The sequence below is a fragment of the Staphylococcus kloosii genome, from assembly GCF_032139365.1.
In the GTDB taxonomy this organism is placed as follows: Bacteria; Bacillota; Bacilli; order Staphylococcales; family Staphylococcaceae; genus Staphylococcus; species Staphylococcus kloosii_A.
Genome location: NZ_JAVTDB010000083.1, coordinates 1 through 17226, shown reverse-complemented (window position 1 = coordinate 17226; position 17226 = coordinate 1). Strand labels below are relative to the sequence as shown.

Here is a 17226-nt window from a genome sequence, read left to right as displayed (position 1 = left end):
TCTGTCCCACAAATGCCAGCCCAAGACACTTTAACTTTAACCTCATTATCTTGTAACTCTTTAGATTTTCGATCTTCAACTCGTACATCCTTTTGACCATACCAAACTGCTGCTTTCATTGATAAAACCTCCTTGTTTTAGTTAATTTAATAGTATGCCTTTTAAAAGTTACTTTGCAACAGAACCACTTTTATAATAACTTATGTTTGCGTAATAATTCTTCAATGAATGTGCCATGTATTTTTTCCATCGCTTTTTTTAGAACTGAACGTTTAAGAAAGTTCTTATTAACTAATTCAGGTAATGATTTACGATCGTTTAATTGATAATAAGCATCCATAAGTACACGTACATCAAATTCAGAAGCATACACTTCAGGTATACCTCTGTCTACTTCTAATAATTGATATACAGCTTCCATAGCCGTACGTACAGAATATTCAGTTGTGAATACTGTATCACGTTCTGTTTCAGCAAAATTACCTATAAATGCTAAGTTTTTAGAGCCATTAGGAACAACCAATGGACGATCTTTGTATGCTCTTGGCATAAAGTAAGCTGTCACGTAAGGCATATAAACAGGAATTGTATTACATTTTGTTTGTGCCAATTCAACTAACTCATCTTGTGGCACTCCCATATGATATAACCACTCTTGGCATATTTCACTACCTGTACATTCAGTGATTGGTTTTTTAATAAAATCACCTTTGACGTCAGAGTACAATGCATATATCCATATACTGGCTTGATTTTTAGGCTGCTCTTTAAATTGTTGTTGGCGGTTGACTGTAAAACTAAGTTGCCAACTAGAGTCAGCTACTGTTACAATCCCCCCTGTAACGGTACGACCAGATAACACATCTCGTTTACTTAACTTTTCAATATAAGAAATAACTTTTTTATTATTAGTTGTTGTTGTTGCAGATACTAGCCAACTTTTATTTGGAATATAATCACAGAATTTTTCAGGTCTTCCAAATTCTGGACTCTGATTAGCTAGATTCTTCCATAATGTCCAACTACCTCCCAATGCTTTCGTTGGTGGAGCAGGATGGTCATTATTCCCATAAGTTGAGCTTTCAGTAATACTACCATTTGTTACAAAAACAAGGTCATCTAAAGTTAAGGGTATAGACTCTGTTTTACCATTTTTGTTTATAAGAAGTTCTCGTGCAATTTTCTTAGATGATGTTGAATCGACCAATATATTGTCAACTTGAACACCGTATTCAAAATGCACACCATATGACTTAAGATATTCTATCATTGGCAATACTAAAGATTCATATTGGTTATATTTAGTGAATTTTAAAGCACTAAAATTTGCCAAACCACCAATATGGTGAACAAAACGCATAAGATATCGCCGCATTTCCATTGCTGAATGCCAAGGTTCAAAAGCAAACATCGTTTTCCAATATAACCAAAAATTAGAGTTTAAAAAATCTTCAGTGAAAACTTCGGAAATTTTAACATCTTCTAAATCTTCTTCTTTTTTCATGCATAAACTTAAAATTTCTTTAATTGCTTTTTTAGATAATGTGAAATTGCCATCGGTCTCAATACGTTTTCCCCCACTATAAATGGCTCTACATTTTGAATAGTTAGGATCTTCCTTATTCAACCAATAAAATTCATCTAACACAGATGCTTCAGGTTGTTCTAATGATGGAATACTTCTAAATAAATCCCATAAGCATTCAAAATGATTTTCCATTTCTCTACCACCACGTACAACAAATCCATGATGCTCCATATTAATACCGTCTAAACTTCCCCCTGAGATGTTTAATTCTTCTAAAATATGGATATTTTCACCTTTCATTTGACCGTCACGAATTAAAAAACATGCTGCTGCTAGTGAAGCTAAACCTGATCCAATCAAATATGCTGATTTTTTATCAACGTTTTCTGGTTTTTTCGGACGCGCAAAAGCTTCATAATTACTGTTAGTATAATACATAAGAACATCACCCTTTTAATAAGTATAATCTCTCAATATTTCAATTCTTTATACTTTTAATATACGCCTCTGAGGATTAAAATACAAAAAATGATAAAATTTACTATTTTACTTTTATGATTTTTTGCTTTTTTAGGTTTTTATTGTAATTTGTTAACATAAGAGTATATTGTGGTTTTCAGGATTATATTAAGGAGAATTAACGATGAGTTTCAAAAAATTCATAATAGTTGATGGGGCAACATAAGGAAGACAAACTGCTTTTCAAATTACTTTCTCTGGTTTTGATGTAGCAATTTATGAAACGAAGGTTAATATGCGTTTTAGAATGCTGTGAGAAACGCTCAGTTGCATTGACAATCAATTTATCAAGATAATCCCTTATCATGTTTAATTCTATAAACTGTTTGTCTTGTAATATTAACTTCTTTGGCAATTTTACTAATTGCTTGCCCTTCTTCTAACATTTCCACCACGCGATGATAAATAACACGTTTCTGTGGGTCTTTAGCATTTGGTGAATAAAGTAAGGGGCGCCCTTTATATACGCCTTTTTCCTTCGCAACTTGAATTCCTTGCGCTTGTCGACGTTTACTTTCATTTCTCTCTTGTTCTGAAACCATTGCTAATATTTGAATGATTAAATCTTTCATAAACTTATCCAGTAATGGATTGCCAATCACTTCATTCATCATAGGTAAGCTGGTAATCATTAACTGAACGTCTTTGTCTTTTAAATAATTCACAGTTTCAATAATTTCATCATAGTTACGTCCTAAACGATCAATAGATTCCACAACGAATCGATCTCCCATTCTTACAAAATTAAGGGCTTCTTGAAATACAGGTCTATTTTCCACTGATTTGCCTGATTGTTTCTCTGTAAAGATTTTCTCCACACCAAACGTTTTTAAATTTTCTAACTGTCTTTCTAAATTTTGATCTATCGAAGATACTCTCGCATAACCTATAATCATTTATTTTCGCTCCATATTTAATATACACCCTAATCATACGTTTTAGTTGCGTGTTACTTTACTTGATATATGAGAATGATTTTACCTAATAAATGAGAAAAAGCAACGTACTTCAATATGGTACATTGCTTTTTCTATTAACGAATACCTATGACTAAACTATCTCTAGCTGTTTCTACGACTTCTGTACTTATTTTATCTAAGCCATTTATATCCATAATCCTATCTATCTGTGCAAACAAGCGATGAATCAGCCTAAAATTTCCTTTTGTAATTTTAATAATCGTAGTTATTGCCTCATAATCAGTAAAATCTTCGAGTTTTAAATCAAATCCTAAGTCTTGCCATTTATATTCTAATATATGATGCGTTTCATCTTTGCTTAAGTTATCGAATTCATGTGCAAAACCTATACGCGAATATAATTGAGGATAACGAGATAACTTTTTCTCTATACCTGGCATACCAATAAATATCATTGCTAAATCGTGTTCATCATAAATAGCTCTTAATTGCTCTAAATGCTGAACTTTAAGGCGATCAATCTCATCTACTATAATTAAATCGATATCTTTAAACATATCACTATAATGTTTGCTATCTTCATATCCATACTTATTTACGACATGTAATTTTTGACCCAAATCAATGCTTGCAGTAATACTATATAGGTCACTACTTAATCTTGTTTGTTTTTCGGCTGGTGCAGTATAAAATATCTTATTTACTGATAGTATATCATCAGTCGTTTTACTAGCTAGATCTTCCCAACCCCTATGATTAACTTGCTTTTCAATAGTATCCCAATTTGAGTAATATCTTGAAGATAAAGTTTTTCCAACTCCTGGTTGGCCATAACAGATCCCAATATATTGATATTTAATGCAAGCGTCACAAAATTCAGTAAACCGTTTATACTCTTTCGTTTCAATGAAATTTTGATTTTTAGTCATTACGATACCTCTTTAACTTTTTGACGTTTTTAGTCGTTTCTTGAGGCGAATAACCATAATTCTTTTCTTCCTTTATTAAATCAGTGGTACTTGGACTAGTAATACTTTGCTTTAAGTGCTTTCTTCTTTGACTACGAGCATGTTGTATATCTTTTATATCAATTGAATAATCAGCTAAATCAGGAGATATAGCTGTACAAAGAAACTCATCTCTATAAAAAACGCGTATTTCAGCCATATCATTGGGATTGTAACGAATCAACACATACTCACCTACATAAGCAGCTAGGTTCGTGTTACTGTATCTAAAGCCTTGAAAATGAATGCCATCTGAGTGAATTTTTCTAGATTTAGGTATTTCTAATAATAATAAATCAAGTTGTTCTAAACTGCTTGGCATATTAGGGAAAAAATGATTACTGTTCCAACGATTGATAGGAGTATCCTGGATAGCACTGTGCTCTTTTTGATTATAATCTTCTATTAAAAAGTATCGTAATTTTTCTTCGAAATTTTGAAAATCTATCAAATCACTAAGTGTATCATTATTATTTATATATCCAGGCAATTGTTCTAAGAAAATTTGATTAACTGTTTGAAAAAATCGTTCTATTTTTCCACGCCCACGAGGAACACCAACTTTCGAAAACATCAAGTTAATTTTCAAATCAATAGCGACTTGTTCCATGTGATGCGAGGTAAAGTCACTTCCGTGATCCGTGTAGAATTTTTCGGGTATGCCACATACTGGCCAATTGGTATTATTCTTATTCCATATTGCTTGGTGCAATGTTAATGCTGTATTTTCAGCATTAGGAGCATCAAAACTTATAAAGTAGCCTGCAATGGCACGACTATAGTCATCCATAATAATGGTTAGCCATGGTCTATTGATATTACCTTTTTGGTCTAATATATAAATATCTAGCAAAGTATGGTCGGCTTGCCATATTTCATTGGGTCTTGAGGATTCTCTTATTTGTATTAAATCATACTTATTTTGATAGTATTTTTCACCTTTGTGAGAGAAATCAATAACAGACTTAGGCATTGCTTTAATAACACTATAAACTTGTTTATAGCTGGGTTTATCAAAATTATTCTCTATACAATAATTAGCGATTTTCCTATGAATTGTAGCAATACTATTTCTTTTATTCTTGAGTGCAAGGCTTTTAATCTCGTCAATTATGTTTTGTTCTAATTTATGCTCACCTTTATCAACTCTTGTATTATGAATTAGACCAGTAAGATCTTCTTCCTTATATAATTTATTCCACCTATAAAGTGTACTTAACGCAATACCTTTACTTTTAGAAATACTTGATAAAGATTGTTCGCCTAGAATAAAAGGTTTTATAATATTGTACTTTTGAGTAGCTTCTTTACGTTTGACTTCAGAAAAATTAGTTAGATACTTCTCCTTGTTTTTCATTTTCCTTGTCCTCCAATTTATTGAGGTAACGATAAATTGTTGTACGTGAAACCTGCCACTGCTCTGCAATTGTCTTAATTGGCGTGCCATTATCATAAAGTGTCTTAAGTAAGTTTAAATCTCTTTTATTTAATTTTTCTGGTCTGCCTCCATATCTGCCTCTAGCACGTGCTGCAATTCGACCGGCTGAAGAACGCTCTAAAATTAAATTACGTTCAAATTCTGCAAATGCTGCGAATAAATGAAATAATAATTGCCCTGTAGAACTTGATTTATCCATCGTTATATTTTCTTCTAAACTATGGAAACTTACACCTCGTTCGTTAAGCTCATTAACTAATGTGATTAAATCCTCCATATTACGTCCTAATCTGTCTAATCTCCAAACAACAATCGTATCTCCTGACCTCGCAAATTCAATTGCTTTATCTAAACCAGGTCTTTTACTTTTTGAACCACTCATATGGTCGTTAAATATCTTTTCACAACCATATGCATTTAATCGATCCTCCTGTAAATTTAAATTTTGTAATCCAGTTGAAACTCTTGCATAACCTATTTTCAAAATACAAACCTCCTATATACATATCCAGTGTACCATAACTTAATTTTCAGGTCTTTTATGAACATAGATTTTTGGTTGGGTTTTTGAACATGCTAATCTATGTAAGACTCACTTATTTCGACATAAAAATAGAGTGTACAGAAAATGGTTATTTTCTGTACACTCTTGTTATTTACATAAGCCCCTTTAACATACCGTACCAATACATTTTAGGTAATAAATCTTTTTTAAAAATATACATACTTCTTCGTTCTTTGGCCTGGTTAAAAGGCAATGTTTCTTTTGGTTTTTTATTATAATCAAACTCGGCAAGTATTAATTTATTGTACCCGGTAACGATAGGGCACGAAGTATAACCATCATAATGATGCGTCAACATTTCATTATCCATTACTTGCAATAGGTTATTAACAACTATAGGCGCTTGTTTACGAATTGCTGCTCCTGTTTTGGAAGTAGGTGCATTTGAAGCATCACCAAGCCCAAATATGTTAGAGTAGCTTTTATGCTGTAATGTGGTTGGGTTAACATCTACCCAACCATCACTATCTGAAAGTGTACTTTCTTTAAGTACACCTAAGGGACCCATGGGTGGTGTTACATGTAACATTTCATAATCTATTGTCTTTCTATCGTCTGTTTTAATGTGTTCAAATGTAGCCTCTTTTTTGTCTCCGTCAATTTCAACAAGATTATAATTATAATTGACAATTATATCCCTTTCTTCAACAATTTTCTCTAATTCTTTATTATATTTGCCTACGTCAAATAAAGCATCTTTTGGCGTTTCGTATATCACATTAGCATTAGAACGGATATTATGTTTTCTAAAATAATCTTCAGCTAAATACATAATTTTCATAGGTGCGCCTCCACATTTGATAGGCGTATTAGGATGCGTGAAAATCGCGTTCCCTTGTTTAAATTTAGAAATTTGTCTCCAAGTTTCGCGAACATAGTTAGGTGAATAGTTAGAACAAACACCATTTTTACCTATATTCTCTTTTAATCCTTTAATAGAAGACCAATTAATCTGTAATCCAGGGGCTACCACTAAAAATTCGTAACTAACGACCGAATTATCTCTTAAAATAATGCTATTGTTTTCAGGTTGAAAGCTTGAAACAGCATTTTTTATCCATTGAACACCTTCAGGCATAACACTTTTCATATCTTTACGAGAACTTTTTAAACTCGATACCCCAGCACCAACCAAAGTCCATAACGGTTGATAATAATGATATTCAGCCGGGTCTATAATTGCTATTTTTCCTTTTAAGCTTTGATTTTTTCTTAATAGTCTTGATGCCACGGTAATACCTGCTGTACCGCCACCTACAATAACAATTTGATAATACTTACTCATTTTTCCACACCCTTAAATTATTTTAATGATTCTGGAAAATCTTGATAGCCTTCTCTAATATTCACGACATTTTCAAATCCTTTATTTTCTAAGATACCCACTGCGATTGAACTTCTAACACCTGACTGACAATGTACGTATATTTTATCCTCTTTATTAAATGGAATATTTTCATTTAATAATTTACCATGCGGAATATTGACTGCTTGATCTAAGTGCCCATTATTCCACTCTTCTTCATTACGTACGTCGAGTACATTTGCTTCTTCACCAGTAATATCAGCGCTGTGGATGGATTGTGTTAGAATTTCTGATTTTGGTAAACGATAGCCTGCTACATTATCAAAACCAATTAATTGTAAAGTATGCGTTGCTTGTTCAACTGTAGATTTATCTCCGATTAAATCTACATCTTTTTCAAAATCTAAATACCAACCGATCTGGTTAATAAAGTTTTTGTTATAAGGAATATTGATTGTTCCTTGTGTATGTCCACCGTGAAAGGCTTCTTTGCTACGAAGATCAAATGCTATTCTTTCATTATCTAAACTAGGATAAACGTTGTATGGTTGATACATTTTCATACCAAACTGATTAATTTTTTTCATCTGTGCAAAGTGATGGGGTGGCGCTGGTTGATTTGATGTTAATGTTTCAACAAATTTAGATTCATCTGTTACATTAAATGCCCAGTTATTAATTTTTTCGTAACCTAGCGTAGACATTGGTATGGCACCTAATGCTTTACCACAAGGACTTCCAGCACCGTGTCCAGGCCATATTTGAATATAATCTGGTAAATTTTTAACACCTTCTATAGATTGGTACATCTGTTTTGCACCAATCTCTGTAGTACCTTCCATTTGTACTGATTTTTCTAGTAAATCAGGTCTACCGATATCACCAACAAAAATAAAGTCACCACTAAATAAACCCATTGGAACACTTGAGCCGCCACCTTCATCAGTGAGTAAGAAACTGATACTCTCAGGGGTATGACCAGGTGTATGCAAGACTTCTAATTTAATATTACCTACTTGAATAATATCTTGATTTTTAACAAAATTTGTATGTTCCGGCATATTTTTATAACTTAATTGATCATCACCTTCGCCAGATACATATATATTGGCGTTTAAACGTTTTGCCACATCCCGAATTCCAGAAGCAAAATCAGCGTGAATATGTGTTTCAGCAGCTTGTGTAATTTTAAAACCTTCGCTATCTGCAACTTCCATATATTTTGTTAAATCACGAACAGGATCAATTACTATTGCCTCTCCCGTACGTTGACAGCCAACTAAATAAGATGCTTGAGATAAATGATTATCGTAAAATTGTTTGAAAAACATATAAAGAACTCCTTATTTTGATAGATTTAATTAAATAAATAAATTATGACTCGCGTTTTCAGTATCACCTATATAAGTGCCTACACCGCCGTACTCAACTTCATCTCTTAATTCTTCTTTTGTAATACCCATGACATCCATGCTCATGGTACATGCGATTAATTTAATATCTTGAGCTATCGCTTGATTAATGAGTGATGGTAATGAATCAACGTTTTTCTTTTTCATTACGTATCGCATCATGATATTACCTAAACCGAACATATTCATTTTAGATAGTGGCATTTTCAAAGGTGTTTTTGGCAACATCAAATCAAACATTTTTGCGATACCTTTCTTTTTAACGTTAACTGTTTGCGCTTTTTTCAACGCGTTAAGTCCCCAAAAAGTAAAGAAGATAGTTACATCTCTTCCTGCAGCTCTAGCGCCATTTGCAATAATCATTGCTGCCACTGCTTTATCTAACTCTCCACTAAATAGTACAATTGTCGTACCTTTAGCAGTATGATTCACTTGTAAGTCTTTTGGTTTTTCTTTTTGAATGATAGCATTAATTCCATTATTACTTTCATCAAGTTTAACTAAAGTATGACCAGTTTGTTTGACCCAGCTTTTAATGTCGCTAAGGAATCCAGGATCTGTGACTGTAACTTCGATTTGCTCGCCTACTTCAATATTTTTCACTTCTTTACTGATGTTTACAATTGGACCTGGACATTGAAGACCACTATAGTTAAATTGTTTACGCTCTGCTTTAATTTCTACATTAGTATTTTCTTCGAATGTATTATCATCGTCGTTTTTTGCTTCATACGCTTTATAGCCACCGTCTAAATTAACAATGTTGTAGCCTTGTTTAGCTAAATATTCGCTCGCTTTAGCACTTCTGGTACCACTTTTACAGTGTACAAAATAGGTTGTGTTTTTATCTTTATTGAACGATTCAATCTTATCTACAGGATGTAATGTCGCACCATTTATATGTGCAAGCTCATATTCTTCTTGTGTTCTAACGTCAATCAGTTGACCTTGTGCACCCAATTTTTCTAATTCTTGTTTACTGAAATTATTGATATGATTTTCGTTATATTGTTTCATATTAACCTCCTAATAAATACCTATACGGGTATATTAACTAATTATTTATATTATGTCAAATACGGTAGGGGGTATTTGACATGTTTACTTTTATCGTTTATTATGACTTTATTCAATTAAAAGTGGAGGAAATAACTATGAATTATGATAAAAAAATGATTAATCGTATTAATAGAATACAAGGACAACTCAATGGCGTTATTAAAATGATGGAAGAAGAAAAAGATTGTAAAGATGTCATTACTCAAATCAGTGCATCAAAAAGTTCAATCCAACGTTTGATGGGAATTATCATTAGTGAAAATTTAATAGAATGTGTAAAAGCAGCAGAGGATAATGGTGAAAATTCTGAAGAATTGATTAATGAAGCCGTTAACTTATTGGTAAAAAGTAAATAATGGATATTTCAACTATTATTATGATGTTACTTATTGGGGTATTCGGAGGCTTTATTTCGGGTCTAGTAGGTATAGGTGGCGCCATCATTATTTATCCAGCTATTTTATTATTACCACCACTATTTGGCGCTCCTGCGTACAGTGCATACATGGCATCAGGACTTACTTCCAGTCAAGTCTTTTTCAGTACTTTAAGTGGGTCATTAAAAGCGCGAAAAAAACCAGAATTTTCGCCACTATTAGTGCTTTACATGGGTAGTGGCATGATTATAGGCAGCATGTTAGGTGGACTGTTAGCAAATTTATTTAATGCTACATTTGTAAATACGATATATATTATCATTGCTTTACTCGCATTAATTTTAATGTTTATTAACATAAAACCGAGTTTAGATCAATCTTCCTTTAACAAGCCATTATTAGTTATGGTTGGTCTTTTCGTTGGTATCATTTCAGGTATAGTTGGAGCAGGCGGCGCTTTTATTATCATTCCTATATTGCTAGTTTTATTCAAATTACCAATGAATACGGTAGTTGCTAATAGTATAGTAATTGCTTTTATATCTTCAATTGGCGCCTTTATCATTAAACTTATACAAGGTTACATTCCTTTAGAAGATGCGTTATTTTTAATAATAGGGAGTATTATTTTCGCTCCGTTAGGTTTAAAATTAGGTAAAAAGGTCCCTAGTTTTGTACAAAAGTGGATTATCAGTATTTTAATTATTATTGCAATTATTCAAATTGTTTTATAAATAAGAAAGAGAAGTACAACTAATATTAGTTGTACTTCTCTTTCTTATTTATAAAGTTAAAACATTCTCATATAGCAAGTAAAATAACAATTGCGATAATTTCAACAACTTAATTTGTATGCTTAGGGTGTACCTTAAAAATACACAAAACGAATTTTTTTGACTATTATATTACTTATAAATAAAACTACCCACCTAAATAGATAGTTGATAATTACATGTTAATTTTGGTGAATGCTCACAGTTATTTAATTTACAATTATTCATTTTCTTACTTAAATAAACTGTAGTTCATAAATGGACTCATCTTCGTAGGTATTGAATTCGTCTATATGTCCTTTTAAAAATATTTCTTGTTTTTTTCTACTCACATTATGATAATAGGTTAACTTAATATTTATATTGGATTCGTAACCATTATTTTTTATAGTATCGTCTAATTCATCAAATACTCTTTTATTTATAGGTAGCATATAACCTTCTTTACTAGGTAACATATTAACATATTTTTTTTGAATAACTTTATCTTCACCTAATAAAACTTCAATGGTGATTTTTTTTGCTGCTCCACCTCCTAAATTATATAACTTCAAATAATCTTCATGTTCTTCCGCATTAGAAGTGGTATTTTTTAAATTTAACCTTTTGTCTTTATCTCTAATTAATAAAATCTGATTAAATCCTAATGCAGGAATAAAACTTATTTTCATTTGGTAAAGTTGAACTGATACTGATACAAAATAAAATAAGGCCATAATAAATGTTCCGAGCGATCCGATCGCTGATATAATATTAATCATATTTAGCTCCTTTTTTTGACAAAGTAGTACACTGTCTTTGATAACTATAATATAAATTTCATATTAACTATATAAAAATGAGCATTAGATATCAATTTTTTAGCTATATAAATACGATTCTGGGTATTTTGCAACATATAAACTAACAATTTTCTAAAAAGATTAATAAATCAATTTATTCTTCTGAGTTTGCATTATAATATCACGGGTACAGTTTTTTAAGGAGTGTGGTATAAATGAAAGCAGTTACTTATCAAGGTCATAAAAACATGGAAGTGCGTGAAGTACATGATCCAATAATAGAAGAATCAACTGATGCAATTATAAAAATAACAGCTTCAGGTATATGTGGTTCTGATCTACATCTTTACCATCAAGGTGATTTATTTATGGATCCTGGTTTTGTTATTGGACATGAGCCAATGGGAATTGTAGAAGAAGTAGGAAAAGACGTTAAAACCTTGAAAAAGGGAGATAGAGTAGTTATACCTTTTAACATAGGTTGTGGCGATTGTTTCTATTGTAATAATGATATGGAATCTCAGTGTGATAATTCTAATCCATCACCGGCAAGTTGGAAATTGGATAATGGTGGGCTTTTCGGTTTTGGTGGCATGCACGGAAACCACTGGGGAGGTCAAGCAGAGTATTTAAGAGTTCCATTTGCCGATTTCTCCTCTTTCAAAGTTCCAGATAGTGATTTGAAAGACGAACAAGTATTATTTTTATCTGATGTTGTCCCAACAGCTTATTGGAGTGTTGAACATGCAGGCGTAAAATCTGGAGATACCGTCATTGTTCTCGGTTGTGGGCCAATCGGTCTAATGGCTCAAAAATTTGCTAAATTAAAAGGCGCTGAACGTGTTATCGCCATTGACAATATAGAACATAGATTAAATCATGCTAAAAAATTCAACGGAGCTGAAGTGTATAATTTTTCTAAAGAAGATAATATAGGAAAATTACTTCATGAAAGCACACGCGGTGGTGCAGATGTCGTTATAGATTGTGTTGGAATGGATGGACAAATTGCTCAAGATGATTTAGAGATTAGTTCAAATTCAGCACAACGCGGTAATATTAGTCCAATTATTACAGCAGCTGAATCAGTACGAAAATTCGGGACGATTCAATTAACTGGTATTTACGGTACCCCTGCAGATAATTTTCCAATAGATTTAATTTTTAATAGAGATGTCCAAGTAAAAAGTGGCCAAGCCCCAGTTATTCATCAAATGCCAAAATTATATGAAATGATTAAAAATGAAGTTTTTGATCCAACAGAAATTATAACGCATACCTTGCCTTTAGAAGATGCCAGCCAAGCGTATGATATTTTCGATCAGAAAAAAGATGATAATATTAAAGTAATTCTAAAACCGTAATAATAAATATATAAAGGAGTCTATATACAGATTATAACCAGTATATAGACTCCTTTATATATTTCATGTGATAATTTTCATAAGCATTAAGTTATAAAATTTCTGACTTTAATCAATTATCTAATGCTGTTTCTTTTTATAAAAACATAATCTCTAAGATAATGAACATTGGTTAATATTTCAAAATTATGCTTCTAATTGTTTAATAATTTCTCTATTAAAATCATCTAAGTCATCTGGTGTACGACTTGTTACAATATTGTTATCTATTACAACTGATTCATCTACAACATGTGCACCTGCATTAGATAAATCTTTGCGTACATTGATAACACCAGTTATTGTACGTCCATTTAAATCATCAGTATCAACTAGTAAAAGGGGTCCGTGGCAAATTGCAAATGTTGGTACGTCATTTTGAGTAAAATACTTAGTAAATGTACCATAACGACCTTCTTCATCACCACGTAAATAGTCAGGTGAGAATCCACCAGGAATTAATAAGGCATCATAATTTTCTGGTTTCGCATCTGAAATGCTAACATCTACAGTTACTTTTTCCCCATGTTTGCCAACAAGTTCATGTTTTGCCGTATCTCCAATAATTTCAGTCTCAAATCCAGCATTGTCTAATGCTTCTTTAGGACTAGTTAATTCTATATCTTCAAATTCATCTGCTAAAATGATTGCTACTTTTTTATTCATAATACAACATGCCTTTCAATTATATTTTACATCTAGATGCTATATACACTAGAAAGAGAAAATTTAAACATAGGATGCTTTATAATTGTTTTATCAACTACTTTTAAATCTGAAATAACTGATATAACAGTACATAAACTTTCTAAAAAAGATCTTTTAAAAACTTTAAAAAAGAATGTATTATATATAATCAACTGTAAGTAATTTTGCGACTCTATCCTATTATAAAATAAAGGAACTAATGTATGATGGTGAACGCTATACTCATAATCTCTTTATTTACCCCCCCTTTTCTTAATTAGTAATTTACTATGAAATAATCTATAAAACTTACTCCAGTCTATCAAATACTATAAAATGTATTAACAAATATAGATTGTATTGTTGAGATAGAGTAGAATTAAATTATTACTTATTTCAAAAGGAGAATTTGTTGAGAAATATTTACAAGCAATTGGTTAAATTAGAACATTTATTATGACAATTTTATATATCATTTCAGTAATTATACAAATCAGACAAATTAAAATTTCTTTTATCCCATTCTTAGCATTCGATCAAGTTATTATCGAACAAGGAGGAAAAAGTTTAAAATTAAGAAATCTAACTCAAACTGATTCTGACTATGTAACTACTTTTTTTAACAACAAAATTTAGGCGGTGTAACTGCTAAAAATATAAATATAAAAGTTTATTTAAATGAAAATGATAAAGATTATTTAATGCCAATTAATAAAAAGCGTTTGAAGAATTTAAAGAAACAATAAAAATAATAGTTATACAACTAATATGCATATTAATATAATCTATTAATAATTAAATAAGGAAATTTTTAAAAAACTTGTTTTTTTTAGACGCTTACAGACGTGTTTATTTGCATCGAGAATTAGATTTCATTAATAGTTTCTCGAAAAAGTTCAAAAAAGATTGATACACTTGAGAAATATGGCTGTGAACGTATCTTTAGTAAGAAAGCACGTAACCGTAAAATGAAATGAATTGAACTTGATAAGTTTTGGGATTATTTACGAGAAGGATATATTCTAGTTCTCTATAAATTATATCCTTTTGGACGTACAACGGAACAATTGATTGGGTTATCTTAGTGATTCGCTAAAAACAGTATTGATTTACATACTATAGATATGAATGTATTAACGAAAGATGCGATCGGCAAGATATTCTTTACCACGATGAGTACATTCGTTGAACTCGAAGTTAATTTGTTAAGTGACAGTCCCAAAAAAGGATTAGAAGCTTCACGAGCAAGCGACCACAAAAGTGCGAGAGCTTCATTACCTGATCACAAGCAAAGAGAAATCAAATTTCTATATGATTAACAAAACTTACAGGTGAAGAGATTTTCCGAACAGACAGGTTTTAGTCGTTCATCGATATACAGAATAATAAAAAAGGAGAAAATTTATTGGAACTTAAACATATGCAGTATTTTGTAGAAGTTGTAAAACAAAAAAGTATGACCAAAGCAGCAGCTAGTCTTTTTATTACACAACCCACAATTAGTAATACAATTAAATTATTAGAAGAAGAATTGGAAGTAATCTTATTTAGTAGATATAAAAATCAAATATACTTAACTGACGCAGGAGAAGCTTTCTTTTTTCAATGTAAAGAAATGCTTAAAATGTATGATAACATCCCTAATGAATTAAGTAATTTATTAGAATTAAAAACAGGACGTTTAAAAATTGGAATACCTACTATTATTAATATAAGAATATTAATTAACTTAATTTCACAATTTCATGAAATGTATCCTAATATAACTTTTCAACTTTTTGAAAATGGTAGTAAAAAAATTGAAAACGATATATATTATGGTGATTTAGACATGGGGATTACCGTACTGCCTACAAATAATAAAAACTTTAATACTTTCTCTTTTTTAGAAGAAAAATTAAAATTGGTTGTTCATAAAAATCATAAATTATCTAAAAGAAAAACGGTTAATATAGAAGATTTAAAAGAACAAGAATTTATTTTATTTAATTCTGATTTCTATTTAAACGATAAAATCAAAAATACGTGTAGAGATTATGGCTTTAATCCTAATATGATTTTTGAAACCACCCAATGGAGTTTCATAGAAGAAATGTTATTAAATAATCTGGGAATATGTATATTACCCGAAGGAATACTAGAATTATTAGATAATAATTTAAAAGCCATCGATATTAATGAACCTTCCATGAAATGGGAACTTGCCATTATTTGGAGAAAAGATATTATAGTTGATTCTTTAACAAAAAATTGGATTAAATTTCTCCAAGAAAACTTCTTAATTAACTATTAAATATAAAGGTATTTGAGAAATTTATAGCTGTATAAAAAAATGATATTTTATATTTATATACTCTCGCTCTATAATTAGAACATAAACATTATAGAAACGGGAGTTTTTTATGGAAAATTATAAATTTCCTAGTGACAGTAAAATTGTCAGTACGGATCAAGTATTAATTAATGATTTAAACAATTATAATACCCTATTTGGGGGGGTGTTGATGAAAAAAATTGATAATAACGCAACGCTTTCAGCTAGAAGACATGCAAGAGTTAAAGAATGTGTTACAGCTTCTACAGATTCAGTAGAATTTTTATATCCAATCACCCAATCTGATTCAGTTTGTATAGAATCTTATGTAGTTTATACAGGAGAAAAATCTATGGAAATATTTTGTAAAGTCATTTCAGAAGATATGATTACTGCAGAAAGAAAAATTGCTGCTGTAGCTTTTCTTACTTTTGTAGCTTTGGATGAAAAGAAAAAACCAATTAAAGTACCCAAAATCTCTCCTCAGTCCAAAGAAGAAAAATTATTATTTATGGATGGCGAAGAAAGAGCTAAAATGCGAAAAATTAAAAGATCACAAACTAAAAATATAATTGAGTCTCTTGATATCAATAAGCCATGGGAATTGGAGTAGTGATAAAATGTTTACTGAAATGGAAGAATTAAACCAAGCTAAGTTAGATTTGAAAAAACTAAGAAACGAGTTTCCTAGTATGTATGAAAAGTTAGAATATATAGCTAGTTTGACACGACAATTAAGTATCCACTATAAATATTTAGGATTACTCATGTTTTCAGATAACCCTGAAACTATCCAAAATGAGAGACCAACTTTAATAAGAGAATCTGTTTTAAAATTATATGAACAAGAAGTTAAAAAAGTTAAGAAAGATAGTAATTTTGTAATTTTTAAAGATATGATGTTAAAATTCCAAAATGTGAACTACTCACAAATATTTCTTATTATTTTAGGTGCCGAACCTAGTTTTGTATTTAAAAATACAATTATTAAATAATAACTTTATTAACAATCCTTAGATTAACGAATTATAAAAAGAATTATAAAAACTCACAAATTTCTTGACTAAATCAAACTATATTTTAGCTAATAAAAGAGCTTCCCTAAATTAGAGAGGCTCTTTTATTAATTTTTATAA

16 protein-coding genes and 2 pseudogenes are annotated in these 17226 nt (G+C 30.7%); 7 read left to right on the top strand and 11 right to left on the bottom strand.

The features are described 5' to 3' along the window. The 9 genes and pseudogenes from RPL90_RS11945 to cstA form a co-directional block, all read right to left on the bottom strand. Positions 1 to 119: pseudogene (locus RPL90_RS11945) on the bottom strand (butanediol dehydrogenase); the annotation flags it as partial. A gap of 71 nt (positions 120 to 190) precedes the next feature. Next, the gene (locus RPL90_RS11940; protein ID WP_313549988.1) at positions 191 to 1966 is read right to left on the bottom strand and encodes an oleate hydratase; all 1776 of its coding nucleotides are present in this window, start codon (positions 1964 to 1966) and stop codon (positions 191 to 193) included. A gap of 368 nt (positions 1967 to 2334) precedes the next feature. Continuing rightward, complete coding sequence (locus tag RPL90_RS11935; protein WP_313549985.1) at positions 2335 to 2943, bottom strand: recombinase family protein; 609 nt, start codon at positions 2941 to 2943, stop codon at positions 2335 to 2337. Positions 2944 to 3080: 137 nt separating this feature from the next. Beyond that, positions 3081 to 3896 (bottom strand): AAA family ATPase, encoded by an 816-nt coding sequence (locus RPL90_RS11930; protein ID WP_313549982.1) that lies wholly within the window; start codon positions 3894 to 3896, stop codon positions 3081 to 3083. Further along, positions 3889 to 5331 carry a Mu transposase C-terminal domain-containing protein gene (locus tag RPL90_RS11925; RefSeq protein WP_313549979.1) on the bottom strand — a complete coding sequence of 481 codons (1443 nt, stop codon included), beginning with the start codon at positions 5329 to 5331 and terminating at the stop codon, positions 3889 to 3891. The genes RPL90_RS11930 and RPL90_RS11925 overlap by 8 nt, the downstream gene beginning before the upstream one ends. Then, on the bottom strand, positions 5303 to 5896 hold the full coding sequence (locus RPL90_RS11920; RefSeq protein WP_313549976.1) for a recombinase family protein: 594 nt from the start codon (positions 5894 to 5896) through the stop codon (positions 5303 to 5305). The genes RPL90_RS11925 and RPL90_RS11920 overlap by 29 nt, the downstream gene beginning before the upstream one ends. A gap of 172 nt (positions 5897 to 6068) precedes the next feature. Beyond that, positions 6069 to 7262 (bottom strand): type II sulfide:quinone oxidoreductase Sqr, encoded by a 1194-nt coding sequence (sqr, locus tag RPL90_RS11915; protein WP_107628730.1) that lies wholly within the window; start codon positions 7260 to 7262, stop codon positions 6069 to 6071. Positions 7263 to 7279: 17 nt separating this feature from the next. Then, positions 7280 to 8614 carry a persulfide dioxygenase-sulfurtransferase CstB gene (cstB, locus tag RPL90_RS11910; protein WP_050215127.1) on the bottom strand — a complete coding sequence of 445 codons (1335 nt, stop codon included), beginning with the start codon at positions 8612 to 8614 and terminating at the stop codon, positions 7280 to 7282. A 30-nt stretch (positions 8615 to 8644) separates the two neighbouring features. Continuing rightward, the gene (gene cstA, locus RPL90_RS11905; RefSeq protein ID WP_107628731.1) at positions 8645 to 9712 is read right to left on the bottom strand and encodes a persulfide response sulfurtransferase CstA; all 1068 of its coding nucleotides are present in this window, start codon (positions 9710 to 9712) and stop codon (positions 8645 to 8647) included. Positions 9713 to 9849: 137 nt separating this feature from the next. Here cstA and cstR point away from each other — a divergent pair, with 137 nt between their 5' ends. Both cstR and RPL90_RS11895 read left to right on the top strand, forming a co-directional pair. Next, positions 9850 to 10110 (top strand): persulfide-sensing transcriptional repressor CstR, encoded by a 261-nt coding sequence (gene cstR, locus RPL90_RS11900; RefSeq protein ID WP_002510747.1) that lies wholly within the window; start codon positions 9850 to 9852, stop codon positions 10108 to 10110. Next, the gene (locus RPL90_RS11895; protein WP_050215129.1) at positions 10110 to 10865 is read left to right on the top strand and encodes a sulfite exporter TauE/SafE family protein; all 756 of its coding nucleotides are present in this window, start codon (positions 10110 to 10112) and stop codon (positions 10863 to 10865) included. The genes cstR and RPL90_RS11895 overlap by 1 nt, the downstream gene beginning before the upstream one ends. A gap of 275 nt (positions 10866 to 11140) precedes the next feature. Here the strand turns inward: RPL90_RS11895 and RPL90_RS11890 are convergent, their stop codons facing one another. Beyond that, entirely contained in the window at positions 11141 to 11665 is a 525-nt protein-coding gene (locus RPL90_RS11890) for a hypothetical protein (protein ID WP_313549969.1), read from the bottom strand. Positions 11666 to 11901: 236 nt separating this feature from the next. Here RPL90_RS11890 and RPL90_RS11885 point away from each other — a divergent pair, with 236 nt between their 5' ends. Beyond that, positions 11902 to 13050, top strand: a complete 1149-nt coding sequence (locus RPL90_RS11885; protein WP_313549967.1) for a zinc-dependent alcohol dehydrogenase — start codon at positions 11902 to 11904, stop codon at positions 13048 to 13050. Between the two features lie 186 nt (positions 13051 to 13236). Here the strand turns inward: RPL90_RS11885 and RPL90_RS11880 are convergent, their stop codons facing one another. Next, a complete protein-coding gene (locus RPL90_RS11880) occupies positions 13237 to 13755 on the bottom strand; it encodes a type 1 glutamine amidotransferase domain-containing protein (RefSeq protein ID WP_313549964.1) in 519 nt (172 codons plus the stop codon). 890 nt (positions 13756 to 14645) lie between these two features. Between RPL90_RS11880 and RPL90_RS11875 the strand changes: the two are divergent. From RPL90_RS11875 to RPL90_RS11860, 4 genes and pseudogenes are all read left to right on the top strand, one after another. After that, positions 14646 to 15212: pseudogene (locus tag RPL90_RS11875) on the top strand (recombinase family protein). Then, positions 15182 to 16069: a cidABC operon transcriptional activator CidR gene (gene cidR, locus RPL90_RS11870; RefSeq protein ID WP_019467786.1), complete on the top strand. Its 888-nt coding sequence runs from the start codon at positions 15182 to 15184 to the stop codon at positions 16067 to 16069. The pseudogene RPL90_RS11875 and the gene cidR overlap by 31 nt, the downstream one beginning before the upstream one ends. A 109-nt stretch (positions 16070 to 16178) precedes the next feature. Then, positions 16179 to 16703, top strand: coding sequence for an acyl-CoA thioesterase (locus RPL90_RS11865; RefSeq protein ID WP_011304038.1), 525 nt, complete (start codon positions 16179 to 16181; stop codon positions 16701 to 16703). A gap of 7 nt (positions 16704 to 16710) precedes the next feature. Further along, positions 16711 to 17085 (top strand): hypothetical protein, encoded by a 375-nt coding sequence (locus RPL90_RS11860; RefSeq protein WP_107628822.1) that lies wholly within the window; start codon positions 16711 to 16713, stop codon positions 17083 to 17085. Positions 17086 to 17226 lie beyond the last annotated feature (141 nt).